General features: G+C 65.4%; 18 protein-coding genes and 1 pseudogene. 8 read left to right on the top strand and 11 right to left on the bottom strand.

Translation table 11 applies throughout. From position 1 onward, the window contains the following. Nucleotides 1–36 precede the first annotated feature (36 nt). The 9 genes and pseudogenes from ABDW49_RS23465 to ABDW49_RS23425 all read right to left on the bottom strand — a co-directional run bounded on the left by ABDW49_RS23465 (nt 37) and on the right by ABDW49_RS23425 (nt 8,741). Nucleotides 37–897: a hypothetical protein gene (locus ABDW49_RS23465; protein WP_343615729.1), complete on the bottom strand. Its 861-nt coding sequence runs from the start codon at nt 895–897 to the stop codon at nt 37–39. Nucleotides 898–1,400: 503 nt separating this feature from the next. Next, entirely contained in the window at nt 1,401–1,628 is a 228-nt protein-coding gene (locus ABDW49_RS23460; RefSeq protein ID WP_343615728.1) for a hypothetical protein, read from the bottom strand. Next, on the bottom strand, nt 1,625–2,620 hold the full coding sequence (locus ABDW49_RS23455; RefSeq protein WP_343615727.1) for a nitronate monooxygenase family protein: 996 nt from the start codon (nt 2,618–2,620) through the stop codon (nt 1,625–1,627). Before ABDW49_RS23455 ends, ABDW49_RS23460 begins: the two co-directional genes overlap by 4 nt. Further along, nucleotides 2,620–3,780: an acetyl-CoA C-acetyltransferase gene (locus ABDW49_RS23450; protein ID WP_343615725.1), complete on the bottom strand. Its 1,161-nt coding sequence runs from the start codon at nt 3,778–3,780 to the stop codon at nt 2,620–2,622. The genes ABDW49_RS23455 and ABDW49_RS23450 overlap by 1 nt, the downstream gene beginning before the upstream one ends. Continuing rightward, the gene (locus tag ABDW49_RS23445; RefSeq protein ID WP_343615723.1) at nt 3,777–4,571 is read right to left on the bottom strand and encodes an enoyl-CoA hydratase-related protein; all 795 of its coding nucleotides are present in this window, start codon (nt 4,569–4,571) and stop codon (nt 3,777–3,779) included. The genes ABDW49_RS23450 and ABDW49_RS23445 overlap by 4 nt, the downstream gene beginning before the upstream one ends. Beyond that, nucleotides 4,568–5,629 carry a phosphotransferase family protein gene (locus ABDW49_RS23440; RefSeq protein WP_343615721.1) on the bottom strand — a complete coding sequence of 354 codons (1,062 nt, stop codon included), beginning with the start codon at nt 5,627–5,629 and terminating at the stop codon, nt 4,568–4,570. The genes ABDW49_RS23445 and ABDW49_RS23440 overlap by 4 nt, the downstream gene beginning before the upstream one ends. Continuing rightward, a complete protein-coding gene (locus ABDW49_RS23435) occupies nt 5,622–6,806 on the bottom strand; it encodes an acyl-CoA dehydrogenase (protein WP_343615719.1) in 1,185 nt (394 codons plus the stop codon). The genes ABDW49_RS23440 and ABDW49_RS23435 overlap by 8 nt, the downstream gene beginning before the upstream one ends. Further along, complete coding sequence (locus ABDW49_RS23430) at nt 6,803–7,570, bottom strand: SDR family NAD(P)-dependent oxidoreductase (protein ID WP_343615717.1); 768 nt, start codon at nt 7,568–7,570, stop codon at nt 6,803–6,805. Before ABDW49_RS23430 ends, ABDW49_RS23435 begins: the two co-directional genes overlap by 4 nt. Before the next feature lie 38 nt (nt 7,571–7,608). Then, nucleotides 7,609–8,741 (bottom strand): annotated as a pseudogene (locus ABDW49_RS23425) (acyl-CoA dehydrogenase family protein). Between the two features lie 102 nt (nt 8,742–8,843). Here ABDW49_RS23425 and ABDW49_RS23420 point away from each other — a divergent pair. Then, complete coding sequence (locus tag ABDW49_RS23420; RefSeq protein ID WP_343615715.1) at nt 8,844–9,461, top strand: TetR/AcrR family transcriptional regulator; 618 nt, start codon at nt 8,844–8,846, stop codon at nt 9,459–9,461. A gap of 66 nt (nt 9,462–9,527) precedes the next feature. On the opposite strand, the gene ABDW49_RS23415 is transcribed toward ABDW49_RS23420, so the two are convergent. Next, on the bottom strand, nt 9,528–9,845 hold the full coding sequence (locus ABDW49_RS23415) for a 2Fe-2S iron-sulfur cluster-binding protein (RefSeq protein ID WP_343615713.1): 318 nt from the start codon (nt 9,843–9,845) through the stop codon (nt 9,528–9,530). 59 nt (nt 9,846–9,904) lie between these two features. Beyond that, the gene (locus ABDW49_RS23410; protein WP_343615711.1) at nt 9,905–11,425 is read right to left on the bottom strand and encodes an acyl-CoA synthetase; all 1,521 of its coding nucleotides are present in this window, start codon (nt 11,423–11,425) and stop codon (nt 9,905–9,907) included. A 262-nt stretch (nt 11,426–11,687) separates the two neighbouring features. Between ABDW49_RS23410 and ABDW49_RS23405 the strand changes: the two genes are divergently transcribed. Genes ABDW49_RS23405 through ABDW49_RS23375 form a run of 7 tightly spaced genes read left to right on the top strand, consistent with a single transcriptional unit; the run spans nt 11,688 to nt 19,959 of the window. Then, nucleotides 11,688–13,994, top strand: a complete 2,307-nt coding sequence (locus ABDW49_RS23405; RefSeq protein WP_343615709.1) for a TonB-dependent receptor — start codon at nt 11,688–11,690, stop codon at nt 13,992–13,994. 16 nt (nt 13,995–14,010) lie between these two features. Further along, nucleotides 14,011–15,249, top strand: a complete 1,239-nt coding sequence (locus tag ABDW49_RS23400; RefSeq protein WP_343615708.1) for a cytochrome P450 — start codon at nt 14,011–14,013, stop codon at nt 15,247–15,249. Nucleotides 15,250–15,273: 24 nt separating this feature from the next. Beyond that, nucleotides 15,274–16,158 (top strand): AraC family transcriptional regulator, encoded by an 885-nt coding sequence (locus tag ABDW49_RS23395; RefSeq protein WP_343615706.1) that lies wholly within the window; start codon nt 15,274–15,276, stop codon nt 16,156–16,158. Between the two features lie 5 nt (nt 16,159–16,163). Continuing rightward, nucleotides 16,164–17,624, top strand: coding sequence for an aldehyde dehydrogenase family protein (locus tag ABDW49_RS23390; RefSeq protein ID WP_343615704.1), 1,461 nt, complete (start codon nt 16,164–16,166; stop codon nt 17,622–17,624). A gap of 9 nt (nt 17,625–17,633) precedes the next feature. Then, complete coding sequence (locus tag ABDW49_RS23385; protein ID WP_343615702.1) at nt 17,634–18,053, top strand: GFA family protein; 420 nt, start codon at nt 17,634–17,636, stop codon at nt 18,051–18,053. Then, nucleotides 18,050–18,847 carry an SDR family oxidoreductase gene (locus ABDW49_RS23380; protein ID WP_343615701.1) on the top strand — a complete coding sequence of 266 codons (798 nt, stop codon included), beginning with the start codon at nt 18,050–18,052 and terminating at the stop codon, nt 18,845–18,847. The genes ABDW49_RS23385 and ABDW49_RS23380 overlap by 4 nt, the downstream gene beginning before the upstream one ends. 11 nt (nt 18,848–18,858) lie before the next feature. Next, nucleotides 18,859–19,959 carry an NAD(P)-dependent alcohol dehydrogenase gene (locus tag ABDW49_RS23375; protein ID WP_343615699.1) on the top strand — a complete coding sequence of 367 codons (1,101 nt, stop codon included), beginning with the start codon at nt 18,859–18,861 and terminating at the stop codon, nt 19,957–19,959. Nucleotides 19,960–19,975: the final 16 nt, after the last annotated feature.

The following is a 19,975-nucleotide window of genomic DNA, read 5'->3' as shown; positions in this document are numbered from 1 at the left end:
CCACATCGCCCAGCTCTGCAATGACAGCTCTTCGCTCTAATGTGGATCCACCGGGGAAATCCATGCGCGGCCCTGGTCCATGTCCATGGTCAGCACCCATGTCTTGAGGATGGACACGCCGATGTTGCCGTCGAGAACCAGGGGCATGGCATGGGCATCATCCACCACCAGCCTGACCCCGCCGGTCAGCTCTCCCCGAAACCGTTGAGGCTCCTTGCTGTCGGCCTTCATCGAAAAGAGTTCGGCATTGTGACTGCCCACGATCACCGAGGAATCGCTACCGGTGTCCACCTCCATCCACACCTGTCCCCTGGGCGTGCCGATGGCGACGAAGGGAGTCACGGCGTGCCCAGACACTTCGCCGGCAAGACGAAGCCTGATTTCCTTGGCGCCGGCGATGCGCCGCTTCAGGCTTGCAGGCGTTTCCAGCACCAGTTGGCGATGCGCGAGATCGATGGTCAGGATCTTTCCTGCAAAGCTGTCGAGTGCCACCGAACCGGCCAGCGGCGGGGCGTCCTTGGGCAGTAGCCTGGCGAAATCGAAGACGCCGGCGGTCGATGTGGTGAGGGTGACGCCGTTGCTGCGCAGGCTTACATCGTTGCAGCGCGCCATATCCACGCGGTCGCCCCGCATGCGAAAGCCGGTGATCTGTCCCCAGGGCGCGCAGCCGATCTCGGCCGCGGTTGCCGCAGTGATGACCGAGATGCCACCACCGGTGTCGAAGAGAAAGGTGCGCCGCTTACCGGCAAGCTCGGCCTCGAACGACCATACCACGCCCAGATAAGGTGCAAGGGCAATCGTCGTCGGCTGTGACTGCGCCGAGGCTTGCGACGTCAGCGCAAGCAATGAGAAGCACAATACCGCCTTGGCCGTGATTTTCCTGATCGCTGACATCATGCCCCCATGATCGAAAATACATCCTGCGATTGTGTAACAAGGGATATGTGCAAGGCAAGCGCCGAGCGCGGCCTTGGCAGGCCATTTCTGTATGTTTTAAAGAGACCGCAGGCGGGTGAACCTCATGCCACTGAATCTATGTCAGCTTTACTCGTATACGTCGCGCACAACAGACTTTTCGCCCCCCACGACATTGCCACCTTTTACTTCTCCAAATCAATTGGCTGAAGGCACCTCACATGTGCCAACCCAACCCTGCAGCATCACCTCGCCATCGCCCGAGGCGCGGATGCCCCCGCTGTGCGCAAGAAACGCGGCGCGGGAGCGGCCTGACGCAGCCCGCCATGCTCGACAACACTGTGCCGCGCCACGTGATGCGGATGATCTGGGGCCTCGCGCGCCGTCAGCACCGGGCCACACAGGCATCGCTGCCCTCGAACAGCTTCGCCCAATGACGCTGTGGCTGGCTGGCGAAGGTGCTGGCCAGCGCGATACAGGTGATGTCATGGCCCGCGATCCGCACCCATGGCCCCTCCTGCTCCCAGCCCCAACCGCTCCATCACACCGGGGCGCATGCCCGCGATCAGCAATGGGATTGGGCCAACCATTGCCGCCCTCGCGGCCGATCCGCAGCACACCGGCCCCAGATCGGACAGCAAAATGGCGGCATCGGGACCGGGGCCGGTGCCGGCGAATTCGACCACCCTCAGCCCGGCGAGCGGCCCGTTCATTCCTGAAGGCATCCGGCCCGCAGAAACCCGGTGAGGCGCTTGGTGATGATCGCCTCGGCATCGCCGACCATGCGGTTGAGCAGCTCGCCGCAAGTGGGAATATCATGGATCAGCCCCTGCACCTGTCCGGCCCAGACGAGACCGGCCTCCAGATCGCCGGTTTCCAGCGCCTGCCGCCCCTTCGCGCCCGAGACCAGCGGGCGGATATCCTCGAACACCGCGTCGGGCCTCGCCGAGATCTCGACCACCTGATGCGAGACCGGGCTCGCCGCCACCCGCCCGGTGTTGTGAAAGCGGCGGAAGATCAGCCTGGTGTCCCTCTCGGAATTGCTGACGATAAACTGCTTGATGCTCTCATGGATCGGCGCTTCCACCGTCGCGCAAAAGCGCGTGCCCATATTGACGCCCTCCGCTCCCAGCGCGAGGGCGGCGGCCAGACCGCGCCCGTCGCCGATGCCGCCGCTGGCCAGCATCGGAATGGAGATCTGATCGGCCGCCGCCGGGATCAGCACGAGGCCGGGAACATCGTCCTCGCCGGGATGGCCCGCACATTCGAAACCGTCGATGCTGATGACATCGACCCCCATCTTCTGCGCCGAGACGGCATGGCGCACCGCCGTGCATTTGTGCAGCACGGTGATGCCATGGCTCTTGAAATCGTCAATATGCTCGCGCGGGTTGTGGCCGGCGGTCTCCACAATGGTCACGCCGCTCTCGATGATCGCGCGGCGGTATTCGGCATAGGGCGGCGGGGTGACCGAGGGCAGGATGGTCAGATTGACGCCGAAGGGCTTGTCGGTCAGCGCGCGGCAACGGTCGATTTCCCGGCGCAGCTCGTCAGGCGTGGGCTGGGTCAGCGCGGTGAGGATGCCAAGCCCCCCCGCGTTGGAGACCGCACTGGCCAGCTCGGCCCGGCCCACCCACATCATCCCGCCCTGCACGATGGGGTGTTCGATCCCCAGCAGATCGGTGATCCGCGTTTTCAGGCCCATCACACCGCCTCCACAATGGTGACATTGGCGATACCACCGCCCTCGCACACCGCCTGCAGGCCATAGCGCAGCCCCCGCGCATGCAGCGCATGGATCAGCGTGGTCATCAGCTTGGTGCCCGTGGCACCCAGCGGGTGGCCCAGCGCAATGGCCCCGCCATTGACATTGAGCTTCGCCGGATCGGCGCCCAGCGCCTTGGCCCAGGCCAGCGGCACGGGCGCGAAAGCCTCGTTCACCTCATAGAGATCGATGTCCTCGATGGTCAGCCCCGCCTTGGCCAGCGCCTTGCGCGTGGCCTCGATCGGCTCTTCCAGCATGATGACCGGATCGCCCGCGCTCACCGTCAGATTGACGATGCGCGCGATGGGCTTGAGGTTATGAGTCTTCAGCCCCGCAGCATTGACCACCAGCACGCCCGAGGCGCCATCGCAGATCTGGCTGGCATTGGCCGCCGAGATCACCCCGCCCTCCTGCAGCAGCTTGACCGCGCCGATGCCCTCCAGCGTGGCATCCGCGCGGATGCCCTCATCGTGGCGATGCAGCCCGCCCGCCACCGCCAGCGGCACGATCTCCTTGTCGAAGGCCCCCGCCTGCGTGGCGGCATGGGCGCGCTGATGGCTTTGCAGGGCGAAGCGGTCCAGCGTCTCGCGATCGAAGCCATATTTGGCAGCGATCATCTCGGCCCCCGCGAACTGGCTGAACTCTTTCACGCCAAAGCGGTCGAGAATGCGCGGCGAGAACGGCCCGATGCCCACCCCGGCGCTTTCGTGATAGGCAATGTTCGAGAACATCGGCACGCGCGTCATACTCTCGCCGCCCGCCGCGATCACCACATCCTGCGTGCCGCTCATCACCGCCTGAGCCGCGAACTGCACGCATTGCTGGCTCGATCCGCACTGGCGGTCCACCGTCACCGCCGGAACGCTCTGCGGCAGCCTGGAGGCCAGCACGGCGTTGCGGGCAAAGGCAAAGCCCTGCTCGCCCGCCTGGGTGACGCAGCCCAGGATCACATCCTCGATGGCCGCCGGATCGATGCCGGAGCGGTCGACCAGAGCGTTGAGCACCTCGCCCGCCATATCGGCGGGGTGCCATTCGGCCAGAGCGCCCTTGCGCTTCCCCCCGGCGGTGCGGGCGGCTTCGACGATATAGGCTTCGCTCATGACGGCTTCCTTTCGGTAAAATCGGGTTTGCGGCGTTCGACAAAGGCGGCGATGCCTTCGCGCGCTTCGGCTGTGGCACCGGCCTGCGCGATGCGGGCGGCTTCGAGGGCAAGGTGACTGTCGAGATCCTGCTGGAAACCGGCGGCCAGCAGCGCGCGCGCCCCGCCCAGCGCCGCCGTCGGCCCGGCGGCCAGCGTGTGGGCCAGCGCCATGCCTTCCTCCTGCAAGGCCTCTGCCTCAACCACGCGCGTGACGAGGCCGATGGCCTGCGCCTCTTGCGCGCCGATGCGACGGTTGGTCAGGATGATCTCCTGAGCGCGGCGCAGGCCGACCAGCCGGGGCAGCAGCCAGCTCATCCCGCCATCAGGCGTCAGGCCGACAAAGCCATAGGCCGCGGTGAAATGCGCCGTCGCCGATGACAAGACCACATCGCCCAGCAGCGCCAGGCTCAGCCCCGCCCCCGCCGCCGGGCCGTTGACCAGCGTGACCACCGGCTTGGCCCCATGCACCAGCCTGCTGACCGAGCGATGCAGCGTGCCCGCCAGATCGAACAGATAGGCCGAGGCATCCGGCGCTTGTGCAAAGCCGGCAATATCGCCGCCGCCGCAGAACAGCTTGCCCGCGCCGGTCAGCACCACACAGCGCAGCGCCGGATCGGCCAGCGCCTCATCCACGGCCTGCTCCAGTGCCTGCGCCAGCGGCATATTGACGGTGTTGCCCGCCTCCGGGCGGTTCAATGTCACCACGGCGACGGCGCCATCGCGGTGCAGCAAAACGGGTTGGTCGGTCATGTGCAGGCCTCCATGGCGTCGCGCGCAAGGCGTGTCAGGCGGGGGAAGGCTTCGGCCCGCGCCGCCGCCTGGGCGTTGGAGGCATTGCCGCGCAGCACGCGCCCCTTGATGCCGTGAAAGATCGCCGCCAGACGAAAGAACTGGAAAGCGATGTAGAAATCCCAATGGGCGATTGTGTCGCGACCCGTGCGGGCGCAATAGGTGGCGATGTAATCCGCCTCGCCGGGCAGGCCCAGAGCCACGGGATCGGCACCGCCCAGCCCGGCCACGATATCGGGCGGCATGCGGTACATCATCGCGTGATAGGCGAAATCGGCCAGCGGATGGCCCAGCGTGGAGAGTTCCCAGTCCAGCACCGCCAGAATGCGCGGCTGCGTGGGGTGGAAGATCATGTTGTCGCAGCGGAAATCGCCGTGGACGATGGTGGTCTCATCCCCCGCCGGAATGGCGGTGGGCAGCCATGCCACCAGCGCGTCCATATCGGGATCGCGCCCGGCCAGCTCATCGGCTTCGTACTGGCGGGTCCAGCGGGTGATCTGGCGCTCGAAATAATTGCCCGGACGGCCGTAATCGCCAAGGCCGACCGCAGCATGGTCCACGCCATGCAGCGCCGCGATCACACGGTTCATTTCGTCATAATAGGCGGCGCGCTGGTCCCTGGGCACCTGCGTGAAGGCGGCGTCCCAGAAGACCCGGCCCTCCACCATCGCCATGACGTAGAAGGCGCTGCCGATCACGGCTTCGTCCTCGCAGACACCCAGAATGCGCGCCACCGGCACATCGCTGCCTGCCAGCGCCTGCTGCACGCGTGCCTCGCGCAGCACATCATGCGCGCCCTTCAGGATCGGCCCGGCAGGCTTGCGGCGCAGCACATAGCTGGCCCCCGGCGTCTCGAGCCGATAGGTCGGGTTGGACTGGCCCCCGTTGAACTGGCTGACCGCCAGCGGCCCGGCAAAGCCGTTCACATGAGCAGCCAGCCATGTTTCCAGCGCCGCCACATCCAGCGCGGTGCGCAAATCTCCCGCGCCGCTGTTGGCGGCGGCGATGTCGTCAACCATGGGCCTGCCTCCACTCGCGGCGGATGGCCTTGGCGAGGCTCCATTTGTGGACCTCGGTCGGGCCGTCATAGATGCGGAAGGCGCGGATCTCACGGAAGACCTGCTCGACGATGGTCTTGTCGGTGACGCCCGTGCCGCCCATCACCTGCACGCAATTGTCGGCCACCTTCATCAGCGCCTCGGACACCGAGACCTTGGTCATCGAGCTTTCCACCGCGCCCAGACTGCCGGTGTCCAGCACGCTGGCGCACCAATCGATCATCAGCTCGCATTGCTTGAGCAGGATGCGGTTCTCGGCCAGCATAAAGCCCACGCCCTCATGCTCGATCAGTTGCTTGCCGAAAGCATGGCGGCGGCAGGCGTAATCGGTGGCGATCTCCTGCGCGCGGATGCAGGCCCCCAGCCAGCGCATGCAATGCGACAGCCGCGCCGGGCTGAGCCGCACCTGCGCATATTTGAAGCCCTCGCCCGCCTGCCCCAGCATCTGGTCGGCGGGGATGCGCAGATTGTCGATGGTCAGCTCGGCATGGGTGCCGGGCATCGAATTGTCGATGGTGTTGGGCGCGCCGGTGATGGTGATCGCCGGATCGGGCAGATCGACCAGGAACATGCAGGCGCCCGGCGCATCCTCCTCTTCGGAGCGCGCCATGACGATGCCGACGCCCGCTCCATTCGCCCCGGTGATGAAGCATTTTTTGCCATTCACCACCCAATGGTTGCCGTCACGGCGGGTGGTGGTGATCATCATCGAGGGATCGGCGCCCGCGCCCTGCAATTCGGCGGGCTCGGTCATGAAAAAGGCCGAGCGGGTGCGCCCCTCGACCAGCGGCTTGAGGAAACGCTCCTGCAAGGCCGGGCTGGCGACATGGCGGATGAGGTACATATTGCCCTCATCGGGCGCCGCCGTGTTGCAGGCCAGCGGCCCCAGCGGCGAGAGGCCACTGCGGATCAGCACCGCCGCCGTTTCGCGCTGGGTGAGATGGCTGCCATCAGGGCGGATATGCGGGGTGAGCACGCCCGCCTCGCGCGCCTTGCCGCGCAGATCATGGACCAGCGCGTCGGAGGGGGCGCCATGGTGATCGCGGCGTGGATCCTGCTCATAGGGCGCGACCACATTTCGCACGAAGGCCTCGACGCGGTCGGCCAGCGCCAGCACCTCGGGGGAGAGCGCACTCATTTCGCGGCGAGCCGGATGGCACCGTCCAGACGGACGACTTCGCCGTTCAGCATGGGGTTGGCGATCATCGCCTCGACCATTTTGGCATATTCGCTCGGGTGGCCAAGGCGGCTGGGAAAAGGCGTCTGCTTGCCCAGCGAGTCTTGGGCCTCCTGAGGCAGGCCCGCCAGCATCGGGGTCCAGAAAATGCCCGGCGCGATGGTGTTCACCCGGATGCCGTAACGCGCGAACTCGCGGGCGATGGGCAGCGCCATGGCCACCACGCCGCCCTTGCTGGCGGCATAGGCGGGCTGGCCGATCTGCCCGTCGAAGGCCGCGACGCTGGCGGTGTTGACGATGATGCCGCGCTCGCCATCCGCGTTCAGGACTTCGGCATCGAAAATCCGCGCCGCGAACTGCGAGAGCACATTGAAGGTGCCGATCAGATTGATGTTGATGATCTTGGCGAAGCTGGCCAGCGGCAGGGGCGCGCCCTCGCGGCTGATGACCTTGGCGGGCGGGGCAATGCCCGCGCAATTGACCAGAATGCGCGCCTTGCCATGGGCCGCCTCGGCCTGCGCGATCGCCTGCTCGACGCTGGAGGCATCGGTGACATCGACCTTGGCAAAGGCTCCGCCGATCTCCTGCGCCTTGCCCTGCCCGACCTCGGCATTGAGATCGAACAGCGTGACCTTCGCGCCGCGCGCCGCCAGCAATTCCGCCGTCGCCGCGCCAAGGCCCGAGGCGCCGCCCGTGACGATGGCTGCCAATCCGCTGATATCCATGCATTCTCTCCCAGATTTGATGGTGTGAAATGCGCCGGCTATTCCGCCAGCGCCCGCGCGATCACCATGCGCTGAATGTCGGACGTGCCCTCGTAGATCTGGCAGACGCGCACATCGCGGTAGATCTTGGCGACGCGATACTCTTCCAGATAGCCGTAACCGCCCAAAGTCTGGATCGCACCCGAGACCACCGCCTCGGCGGTTTCAGAGGCCACCAGCTTGGCCATCGAGGCCTCTTTCAGGCACGAGGCTCCGGTATCCTTCACCGCGGCGGCATGCAGCACCAACTGGCGCGCGGCCTCCAACTTCGCGGCGAGATCGGCGAGGCGATGGCCCACGGCCTGATGATGGATGATGGGCTGGCCAAAGCTCTTGCGGTCCTTGGCATAGGTGATGGCGATCTCCAGCGCGGCCTGCGCCATGCCGATGCTCTGGGCGGCGATGCCGATGCGCCCCGCCTCCAGATTGGAAAGCGCAATGCGATAGCCCTCGCCCGGCGTGCCCAGCACCAGATCATCGGGCACGAAGACGTCGTCGAAACGGATGGCGCAGGTGTCCGACGCGCCCTGGCCCAGCTTGTGCTCCACCTTGTCGACGCCATAGCCGGGGCTGTCGGTGGGCACCAGAAAGGCGCTGATGCCCTTCTTGCCGGCCGCCGGATCGCTGAGCGCAAAGGTGATGGCCAGCTTGCCGATCCGCCCGTTGGAAATGAACTGCTTGGCGCCGTTCAGCCGCCAGCCGCCTTCCACCCGCGTGGCGCGCGTGCGCAGCGCTGCGGCATCCGATCCGGCATCGGCTCGGTCAGGGCGAAGGCGCCAGTGTAACGGCCCGCGATCAGATCGGGCAGGAAACGCGCCTGCTGCCCCGCGCTGCCATAGCGCAGCAAGGCCGAGACGATCAGGCTGTTGTGGATCGACAGGATCGTCGAGAGCGCACCATCCCCCGCCGCGATCTCGATCAGCGCCAGAGCATAGCTGACATAGTCCACGCCCGCCCCGCCTGCGGCTTCCGGCGCGGTCATGCCCATCAGGCCAAGCTGCGCCAGTTCCGGAAAGAGATCAGCGGGATAGGCGCCGTCGGCCTCATGCCGCAGGGCATCGGGATACAGCCGCTGCCGGGCGAAATCCCGCACCATCTCCTGCACAGCCTGCTGGGTGTCAGAGAGAATCATAAACTCTCCAGTCTATTTTCTACTGATGAGTAGATTGTATTCGACGCGGTTTCGTGTCAAGCCTTCCCCGTGCCGTGCAAGCCGATTTTGCAGGAGAGATTTTTGAACAGCCCAGCATCCCCCTTCCAGACCGCCCAGCAGCGCAGCAGCGCCCGCCAGGCCAAGCGCGATGCGGTGCTGCGCGCGGCGGTGCAGATGTTCAACGAAAAGGGCTTTCACCAGACGTCGCTCGATGATGTGGCCGCGCGGCTGGGTGTCTCCAAGCCGACGATCTACCACTATCTGGGCAACAAGGATCAGGTGCTCTTCGAATGCGTGACCTTCGGCCTGGCGCAACTGATCGAGGCGGCGCAAGCATCGCAAGCGCGGCCGGGACGGGGCATTGACAGGCTGATCGCCTTCCTCACTCGCTATGCCGAGATCAACATGGATGATTTCGGCCGCTGCGTGATCCTGACCGGCGACGAAGCACTGAGCCCCGACAGCCGCAAGCAGTTTCACGCGCTCAAGCGGCAGATCGACACGGCCATGCGCCAGTTGATCCGCGACGGGATCGACGATGGTTCGATCGCGCCGGTCGATCCCAAGATGCTGGCCTTCGCTCTGGCTGGGGCGCTGAACTGGCCGGCACGCTGGCACGATCCGCAAGGCACCGAAACGGCTGCGGATATTGCCACCCATCTGGTGTCGCTTCTGGCACAAGGCTTCCGCCCGCGCTGACGGCCGCCGCGCCATGTTTCGCCGGATGGGCAGCCGCCTGTTGCAGGATCGCGCCATAAGCACCTCTCAATCGGCGGGAGCGAGGCGCACCCGAAGGCCATCAAGATCCTCGGTGATGGCGATCTGGCAGGACAGGCGTGAATGGTCCTGACGGTGAAGCGAACTGTCGAGCAGATCGGCCTCATCGTCGCTGGCGGGGGTTCTCATACTGTCCGGACCGGCTTCCACATAGACATGGCAGGTGGCGCAGGAACAGCAGCCGCCGCACAAGGCCAGCAGATCGTCAAAACCATGATTGCGCAGCGCCTCCATCAGGCTGATGCCCGGCGGCGCAGAGATTATGGTTTCCGTTCCGGCAAGATCGATCACATGAAGATTGGCCACAAACTGCTCCCGGTCAGTGCATTTTCCAATGCGGTATCGGAGGGTGAAAGCGTTTTCGCTTATCCGCCCGCAGCCACGCCGCGCGCTTTGAATTCGGCGATCAGCTTGGCTTTCAACAGCTTGCCTGTCGGTTCCCGCAGTGGATCATCGCGAAATTCGAAATGCTTCGGCGTCTTGACCCCGCCCAGCCCGTTTCTGGCATAGAGCCTCAGGGTTTCGGCAAGCCTGTCGTCCCCCTTCACGCCGGCGGCGGGTTGCACAACGGCCAGAACAGTCTCGCCCAGCTCCTCGTCGGGAACGCCGATCACCGCGACATCGCAAACAGACGGGTGCGTGATCAGGACATTCTCGATCTCCTGAGGATAGATATTGACGCCGCCCGATATGATCATGAAGTTCTTGCGGTCGGTCAAAAACAGAAAGCCATCCTTATCGACATGCCCGATATCGCCCATGGTCGCCCAGCCATGGGCATTATGGGCCGCCTCGGTCTTGGCGGGATCATTGTGATATTCAAAGCCGGGTCCATCCGCGAAATAGATATTTCCCACCTGACCCGCCGGACATTCACATCCCTCGTCATCCAGAATACGGATCGTGCCAATCACCGCCGGGCCGACCGAGCCGGGCCGCTCAAGCCACTGGGCGGATGACAGGGCGGTGATGCCGCACATTTCCGTGCCCGAATAATATTCCTCGATGATGGGGCCCCACCAGTCGATCATCGCGTGCTTGACGGAGACAGGACAGGGCGCGCCCGCATGGATGGCGGCGCGCTGAGACGAAAGGTCATAGCGCTTGCGAACCTCCTCCGGCAATTTGAGCAACCGCACAAAATGGGTGGGCACCCATGTGCCATGCGTCACCCTGTGCCGCTCGATCAGCGCCAGCGCGGTTTCGGCGTCGAAGCGCGGCATGATCAGCACCGTCCCGCCAAAGCGCTGGACCGTCATCGCCCAGCGCAAAGGCGCCGCATGATAGAGCGGCGAGGTCGAGAGATAGACCATCGCGCCATCCATGCCATAAAGCGCCGCCCCCATCCGCATCAGCGCGGTTTCTTCCCCCAGCGCCCCCTGCGGCAAGGCCGGTTTGATACCCTTGGGCCGCCCCGTGGTGCCCGAGGAATAGAGCATGTCGGCCCCTGGGCTTTCATCGGGGATCGGCGTTTCAGGCCTGTCGGCGCAGGCCTTCTGCCATGCGCTGACCGTATACAGCGTGACGCCGGGGCAGAGGCCCGCGATCTGCGTCGCCATCTCCGTCAGCCGGTCCGAGACCACCAGCACCTGCGCCCCGCAATCGCCAAGAATATAGGCGGCATCGGCGATGCTCAATTTGGTCGAGACGCTGGTCAGATAAAGCCCCGCCCGTTCGGCGGCCCAGGCGATCGCGAAAACCGCCGCTTCATTGTCCAGCATCACGGCGATCACATCGCCGCGCCTCAACCCCATGCTGCGCAGCAAATGCGCCCCCCGGTTGGCCGCGCTTTCCAGATCGGCATAGGTCATCTGCGCGCCGGTCGCGGTGCACAGGCAGGCAATCCGGTCCGGATTTGCTGCGGCATGGTGGCGGGGATGCTGCAAGGAACCTCTCCATCTCGTCTGTTCTGAATCTATGGCTGGCGGGCATCGACATGGGATGCGAACACTCAGCGGCAGGCCGGGTGAAGCAGGCCCGGCCCCGCTCACGCAAGGCCAAGGCACGAAATGTCAAAAACCAAAGCAGGTGAGGCTAAAGCCAGCACGCGGCCCGGCGGCTAGACAGGGTTCAACAGCCACGGCCAGCGACCGCCTTCGAAAAAGCGAAAAGGTGGCGATGGCCGAAAAAGGCTAAGGGAGACGGGAAATGCCCATTGGTGTGAATGATTGCCTCCGCATTCTGGCGACAGCTTCGATGATGGCTGTCGCCAACCCTGCCCTGGCCAGGGACGAGCCTGCCGCTCCGGCGCAAACCGGCACGGGCCAGCCCGCCACGCCATCGGATGGCGAAATCGTGGTGACGGCGCAGCGGCGCTCGGAATCGGTGCTGTCGGTCCCGCTGGCCATTTCGGCAGTGGGCGGAGCGGCGCTGGCCACCAAGGGCGTTACCAATTCGGTTGCCCTGTCGCAGGTGGTGCCCAACCTGCAGGTCAGCACCAATTTCGGCGCGGCGCAGCCCAATTTCTCGATGCGCGGCATTTCGGTCGCCAATGAGTACAATTCCAATCAGGTCTCACCGGTCGGTGTCTATATGGACGATGTCTATCTGGCCGCACGCGCCAGCCACGGCATGGGCCTGTTCGATCTCGACCGGGCCGAGGTGCTGCGCGGCCCTCAGGGCACGCTGTTCGGGCGCAACACCACCGGCGGCGCGATCAACTTCATCACCAAGGGTCCCAAGCTGGAAGGCTCCAACGGCTATGCCGATGTGGGCTATGGGAACTTCAACACCTTCACGGCGCAGGGCGCGGTGGAAACCACCTTCGACGACCAGCAACTGGGCGTGCGCGCCGCGGTCAACTATGTGAAGGGCGACGGGCAGATCAAGAATATCCATCCCGGTTCGCCCGATCCGGACAGTCAGGATACGCTGCAAGGCCGCCTGTCCTTGCGCTATCGCCCCACGGGCAGCGGGCTAGACATCAAGATCCGCGCCTATGCCGGGCGCGACCAGCCCACGGGCTCGGCGATCTTTGGCGATGCCTCGGCGCGCAAGGGGCTGGATTTCTTCACCGTCAACATGGGCAATGTGGGCCGCTTCCGCACCAGCGCCTGGGGGGTGATGGCCAACATCGCCTATGAAATCCATCCCGGCCTGACGGTAACCTCGATCACCTCCTATGATGGCGGCCGCCTCAGCATGGGCGCCCAATCCGATGGTACGCCCGAGGATGGCGCCTATGCCGCCGCCAATGGCTATCCCGGCCTTTACATCAACTGGCATTCCAAATTCCGCCAGTTCACCGAAGAAACCCGCATCAATTACGAATCCGGCAAGCTGAAACTGGTCGGCGGTGTGTTCTATGGCTGGGATCGCACCATCACCGACAATGATTTCAACATCGGCGTCGTGCCTGTGTCGCCCACAACAGCTTTGACGCCCGGCGGCTTCTTCCAGCATTACGAACAGAACCGCTTCTCGCTTGCGGCGTTCCTGCAAGGCGATTACGAGATCGCGCCGCGCCTGACCCTGACGCTGGGCCTGCGCGAAACCTGGGACAAGTCGCATTACGGCGATGGCTATGCCTATCTCTATGCTGGCGGCATTCTGGGCGGCACGCCGGAAACGCCGCTGGCCACCACTGTGCCCTGCTACAATGCGGCAGGCTGCGCCTATGATCCCAATGCGCGCTTCGGCCTGCACGGCAGCAACAGCGCGCTGACCGGCCGTGCCGCGCTCAGCTACAAGTTCGACGGCGGTCTTCTCGCCTATGCCAGCTACAACCGGGGCTATCGCTCGGGCGCCTTCAACGGCGGCGCCTACACGTCGCAGACCGGGATCAACTATGTCGCGCCCGAAAGGGTCAACGCCTATGAGGTCGGGCTGAAAGGCCATCTCTTCAACCGCGCGGTGACCTTCTCCACCGCCGGCTTCTATTATGACTACACCAACCAGCAGTTGCAGAACACGCTGCCCGGTCCGGTGGCCGTGCTGGTCAATGCGCCCAAGTCCGAAATCTATGGCGCCGAACTGGAAGCAAGCTGGCGCGTGATGCCCACGCTGGCCTTCAACGGCTCGGTGGGCGTGCTGCATGCCCAATATAAGGAGCTGACCCTGCAAGGCGTCAATCTGGCCGGGCAGGACCTGCCCTTCGCCCCTCACTTCACCGCCCAGGCGGGTATGGACTGGACGCTCTATCGCGGTGCCGGGGATGAGGTGACCTTCTCACCCAATCTGGCCTACACCGGCCATGTCTATTTCACGCCCTTCAATCTGGTGAATGCCTCGGCGGCCAATCAGAACAGCGAGCTGCAGCAGGCGGGATACGCCAAGGTGAACGCCCAGCTTGTCTGGAAGCATGGCCGCTATCAACTGCGCGGCTGGGTCAACAATGCCTTCAACGCGAAGGTCTATGCCTATGGGCTGGATCTGCGCGGCGCGGGCTTCCCCTACAATTACCTCGTGCCTTCCACCCCGCGCACCTACGGCGTCAGCGCCCGCGTGACGTTCTGAGCCGGAGAGGTCCACCATGTCCGTCACAGCGCTCGCCCAGCCCGATCTCAAGAATCCGGACCTTTATGTCCATGCCGTGCCGCATGAGCTTTTCGCGCAATTGCGACGCGAGGAGGGCGTCTACTGGAACCCCGAAAGCGATGGCCCCGGCTTCTGGGCGGTGCTGCGCTACGCCGACATCGTGGAGGTCTCGCGCCAGCCCGCCCTCTTTTCCTCGGCCCATGAGATGGGCGGGCATCGCATCTTCAACGAAAACGAGGTGGGTCTGACCGGGGCGGGCGAAAGCGCGATCGGCATTCCCTTCATCTCGATCGATCCGCCCGTCCACACGCAATATCGCAAGCTGATGATGCCCGCCGTCTCGCCCGGCCGTCTGGCGGGCATCGAGGAGCGCATCACGCAGCGTTGCCGCCTGCTGCTCGACCAGATCCCGCTGGGTGAGGATGTGGATATGGTGCGGGCCCTCTCCGCCCCTCTGCCCCTGCTGACGCTGTGCGAACTGTTCGACCTGCCGCCCGACATCGGCTGGCACGATCTCTACGACTGGACCAACGCCTTCGTCGGCGAGGACGACCCCGATTTCCGCCAGAGCCCCGAGGCCATGGCGCAGGTCCTCACCAGCTTTTTCGCCCTCGCCCAGCACCTCTTCGACGAGCGCCGCCGCAACCCCGGCCCGGATCTGGCCACCCTGCTGGCCAATGCCGAAATCAACGGAGAACCGGTGCAGTTCCCGGAATTTCTCGGCAATATGATCCTGGCCTTTGTGGGCGCCAATGAAACCACCCGCAATTCGCTGAGCCACACGATGGTCAATTTCGCCGCCCGGCCCGAGCAATGGGAGCAGCTGCGCGCCACCCCCGATCTGCTCAAAACCGCCGTGCGCGAAATGGTGCGCCATGCCAGCCCGGTGATGCATATGCGCCGCACCGCCACGCAGGACACGGAGCTTGGCGGCAAGCGGATCGCCAAACGCGACAAGGTGGTGATGTGGTACACCGCCGCCAACCGCGACGAAACCGTCTTTGCAGACCCCGACTCCTTTGACATCACGCGCGGGAACATCCAGCATCTGGGCTTCGGCAGCGGGCAGCACGTCTGCGTGGGGTCGCGGCTGGCGGAAATGCAATTGCGCGTGGCGTTTCACTTGCTGGCCGAAAGGGTCAAGAGCTTCGAGCTGCTCTCCCCGCCGCGCCGGTTCCGGTCGAACTTCATCAACGGGCTCAAGAACCTCGATATGAAGCTTCAGCCGCTGTGACGCCGCGCTGACGGGAGAGAACAGATGCACGCAGATGCACGATACCATCCGGCCGGCACGAATGAGGCGATCATCTCCGACGCCATCGGGCGCGGCCCGGATATGCAGTTGGGGTCAAAGACGGATGGCTGGCAATTGTCGCGCTGGCGCCAGTTCATCGGCTCCTACGATGTGCCCGCCCTGCCCGAGCCGCTCTATACCATGCATATCGCCGGGCAGCAGCACAACCGCACCTGGCTGAACGGCGGCTGGAGCGAAAGCGTTTCGATGCCGGGCTGCGCTACCATCGTTCCGGCGGGCCAGCAGACGGGCTGGCTGATCGATGGAGAGCTGGATGTGGTGACGCTGTCGGTCTCCTCCGACCAGTTGAGCAAGGCCCCCGCCGCCGACCAGTTTCGCCAGATGCGCTTTGCCTTCTTCGACCCGCTGGGCGCGGCGCTGACGCGGCAGGTGCTGAGCGAACTCTACGCCCCGCCCAGCACCGAACGCGAGGTCTATATCGGCGCTCTGGTCAATGCCCTGAAGGCGCACATCCTGCGCGGCGCCAATTCGGTCTCGGCCTCGGAAATCCCGACCTCTGCCTTTTCCGCCTATCGCATCCACCATGTGATGAACACCATCCTGCAGAACCCGGAGGCGCAGCATTCGCTGGAGGAAATGTCGGCGGTGGCGGGGCTGACGCCCTCGCATTTCTGCCGCGTGTTCCGCAAGGCGACGGGCCTCTCGCCGCACCAATATGTGATGAAGACGCGGCTCGATAAGGCGCAGCAAATGCTGCACCAGACCGACCTGTCCATCGCCTTTATCGCCGAAAGTCTGGGCTTTACCAGCCAGAGCCATTTCACCCGCGCCTTCCGCCATTTTTCCGGCGTGGCGCCCAGCGATTTTCGCAAACGCGTCAGGATCTGATCCCCATGCAGCCCGGTTTTGCCGATCTTCCCTTGCCCGACCTGCGCCTGCGCAGCGGCGATGACATCCTGCCCGGCGAGGGCGCCTATGCGCTGGAAGACCCCTGTCTGGGGGAGTCCTTCGCCGAGGTGCCCGTGGCAGGCGCTACGGCGGTCGATGCCGCGGTGGAGGCGGCAAAACGGGCGCTGCGCGATCCGGCATGGCGCGATCTGGCCCCTCTGGCGCGCGAACGCCTGCTGCATCGTCTGGCCGATGCGATGGAGGCCGACCTGCCCCGCCTCGCCGCGCTGGAGGCGCTGGACACCGGCAAGCCTCTCGCCATCGCGGAAACCGTGGACATTCCCGCCGCGATTGCCTGGCTGCGCTCCTATGCCGGTTGGCCGGGCAAGATCGCCGGGCGGGCGGGCACACTCTCGGCCACACCGGGCGCTTACCATGTCTATACGCGGCGTGAGCCGGTGGGCGTGGTCACGGCCATCACCCCGTGGAATTTCCCGTTGGTGCTGGCCATGTGGAAGATTGCGCCTGCCTTGGCGGCGGGCTGCACGCTGATCCTGAAACCGGCGGCGGAAACGCCTCTCTCGGCGCTGCGGCTGACCGAATTGGCGCGGCAGGTGGGTTTCCCGCCGGGGGTTTTCACCGTGCTCACCGGCGATGGCGGCACCGGGGCGGCGCTGGCCGGGCATCAGGGCGTGGCCAAGGTTGCTTTCACCGGCTCCACCCTGACAGGGCGGGCGATCCTCGCTGCCAGCATTCCCGATTTCAAGCGCGTCACGCTGGAGCTGGGCGGAAAATCGCCCTCGATCCTTTGCGCGGATGCCGATCTGAAGACGGCCATTCCGCAGGCAGCGATGGGCTGTTTCTTCAACTCGGGGCAGGTCTGCTATGCCGGGACGCGCGCCTATGTGCATCGCTCGATCTATGAAGAGGTGCTCGACGGGCTGGCACAGGTCGCCGCCAGCCAGCATCTGGGCCCCAGCGCCGACCGCCAGAGCCAGCTTGGCCCCCTGATCAGCGCACGCCAGCATGAGCGCGTCTCCACTCTGGTCGAGCGCGCGCGGGCCTCGGGCATCGCCGCTGTCGGCCCCGGTAGGGGCATGCCCGAAACCGGCCATTACTTCGCCCCGACCATCCTGCGCGATGTGCCCCCCGACGCCGAAATCGCCCGCGAGGAGGTCTTCGGCCCGGTGCTGGCCGTCACCCCTTTCGACGAGGTGGAGGAGGCGATCGCGCTGGCCAATGACAGCCCCTATGGCCTGGCCGCCCATCTCTGGACCCGCGATCTGGCCCTGGCCCATCACACCGCCGCAAGGCTGGAGGCAGGCACGGTCTTCACCAACTGCATCATGCTGGCTGACCCCGCCTTCCCCTTCGGCGGCATGAAAAGCTCCGGTCTGGGCCGCGAAAACGGCATCGAGGCGCTGGACGCCTATCTGGAACCCAAAAGCGTGGTCATGGCAATCTAGGACAAGGTGATGAGCGAAACACACAAGGGCGCCTGCCTCTGCGGGCAGGTTCACTACACCGTTGCGGGCGACCCGCTGATGGTCGGCATCTGCCATTGCCGCCATTGCCAGAAGCAGTCTGGCGCGCCCTTCTCGGTGGTCTGGGGCGTGACGGATGCCGCCTATACCCAGCAGGGCGAGACGCGCGAATACACCGATCAGGGCGACAGCGGACAGGTGGTGCACCGCCTGTTCTGCGGCGCTTGCGGGTCCCCCATCCGCTCGCGCGCCGATGCCGCGCCGGGGATCAGCTTTATCAAGGCGGGCACGCTGGACGAGCCCGACCGCTTCTCCGCGGCTTTCGAAGTCTATTGCGACCGGGCCTGGCACTGGTTGCCCCAACTGGCGCAGGCGCGCCACCCACTGGCCTATATGGGAGACGTATCATGAGCGGCGCAACGCAGCTTTCCGGCAAGGTGGCATGGGTAACCGGCGGGGGATCAGGCATCGGACGCGCCATCGCCCAGACGCTGGCGGAACGGGGCGCCTCCGTGGTGATCGGCGATATCGACAGCAAGGGCGCTCGGGAAACAGCCGCCCTGATCGCTGGCGATCCTCTGGTGCTGGATCATAATGTCACCTCGCCCGAAAGCTGGGAGGCCGGTGCCAGGGCCATCACCGGGCGCTTCGGCAGGCTGGATGTGCTGGTCAACAATGCGGGCGTGATGATGACCGCGCCTTTTGCCCAGGCCCCGCTCGACCATCTGCGACGGCAATACAGCATCAATGTGGAAAGCGTATTCATCGGCATGCAGACCGCCTTCCCCCTGATGCAGGACACCATCGCCAAGGGCGCTGCGGGGGCCTCGATCATCAACATCTCTTCGGTCTATGGCATGGTGGCGGGCGCGGCCTTCGCGGCCTACAGCGCCTCGAAAGGCGCGGTGCGCGCCCTTTCCCGCGCCGCCGCGCTGGAATGGGCCAAGACCGGCGTGCGGGTGAACTGCGTGCTGCCCGGCCCCGTGCAGACCAATCTTGGCGCCAGTTGGGAGCCGCCCGTGGATGACAAGGGCGTGCCCATCCCGCCCGAGGTGTTGCTGGAAGCATGGTCGGCGATGATCCCGATGGGGCGGCTGGGGCAGGCGATGGATGTCGCTCCGCTGGTCGCCTTCCTCGCCGGCGACGAGTCCCGCTTCGTCACCGGCGCCGAACATGTCGTCGATGGCGGCTACACCGCAGGCTGAAGGAAAATACAGTGCAGATCACCGCCGCCGTCGCCACGGCCCCTCACAGCGATTTCACCATCTGCCCGCTGAACCTCGACGCCCCCGGCCCGCATGAGGTGCTGGTGCGCATCGCGGGGGTGGGCCTGTGCCACACCGATCTGGTCTTCCGCGACCAGTTCATCCCCTTCCCACTGCCCGCCGTGCTGGGCCATGAAGGCGCGGGCGTGGTGGAAGCGGTGGGCGAGCATGTCACCGACATCGCTCCCGGCGACACGGTGGTGCTGGGCTTTGCCAGTTGCGGCGCCTGTCCGCGCTGCACGGACCATCTGCCCTCCTATTGCCGCAAGTTCGTGCCGCGCAACTATGCCGGAGCCCGCCCCGACGGCACCAGCCCGCTGCATGACGGCGCAGCGCCGGTTGCGGGAGCCTTCTTCGGCCAGTCCTCCTTCGCCAGCCATGCCATCGCCGACCGCCGCAATGTGGTGAAGGTGGAAGCAGGGGATGATCTGGTCCTTCTCGGCCCGCTGGGCTGCGGCTTGCAGACCGGCGCGGGGGCGGTGCTGCGCTCGATGGACTGCCGGGCGGGCAGCACCATCGCGGTGTTCGGCGGCGGGCCAGTCGGGCTGGCCGGAGTGATGGCGGCGAAATATCGCGGTTGCAGCCGCATCATCCTGATCGAGCCTCTCCCCGCGCGGCGCGCTCTGGCGCTGGAGCTGGGCGCCACCGATGTGATCGATCCCGCAGGCTCCGACATCGCCGCCGCCATCCGTGCGATCCTGCCCGATGGTGTGGATGCCGCGCTGGAGAGCAGCGGCCGCGTCGAGGTGGTGGAAGCCGCTCTGGCCAGCCTGTCAAGCCACGGAATTCTGGGGCTGGTCGGCGTGCCGCCGCGCGCCGACAGTGCGCTGAGCATCAATCTGGCCGGGCTCATCACCCATGGTCACCGCATCATCGGCATTGTCGAGGGCGACAGCGATCTGCAGAGCTTCATTCCCGAACTGGTCGCGCTCTACCGCGCCGGGCACTTCCCCTTCGACCGGCTGATCCGCCGCTTCCCTCTGGCCGCGATCAACGAAGCCGTCGCCGCGCAGCATCGCGGGGATTGCGTGAAAGCGGTGCTGATCCCGTAAGCAAAGGAACGAAACT

This window comes from Novosphingobium sp., assembly GCF_039595395.1.
In the GTDB taxonomy this organism is placed as follows: Bacteria; Pseudomonadota; Alphaproteobacteria; order Sphingomonadales; family Sphingomonadaceae; genus Novosphingobium.
Note: the sequence above shows the minus strand (reverse complement) of the source record. Positions and strands in the feature narration are given on the sequence as shown.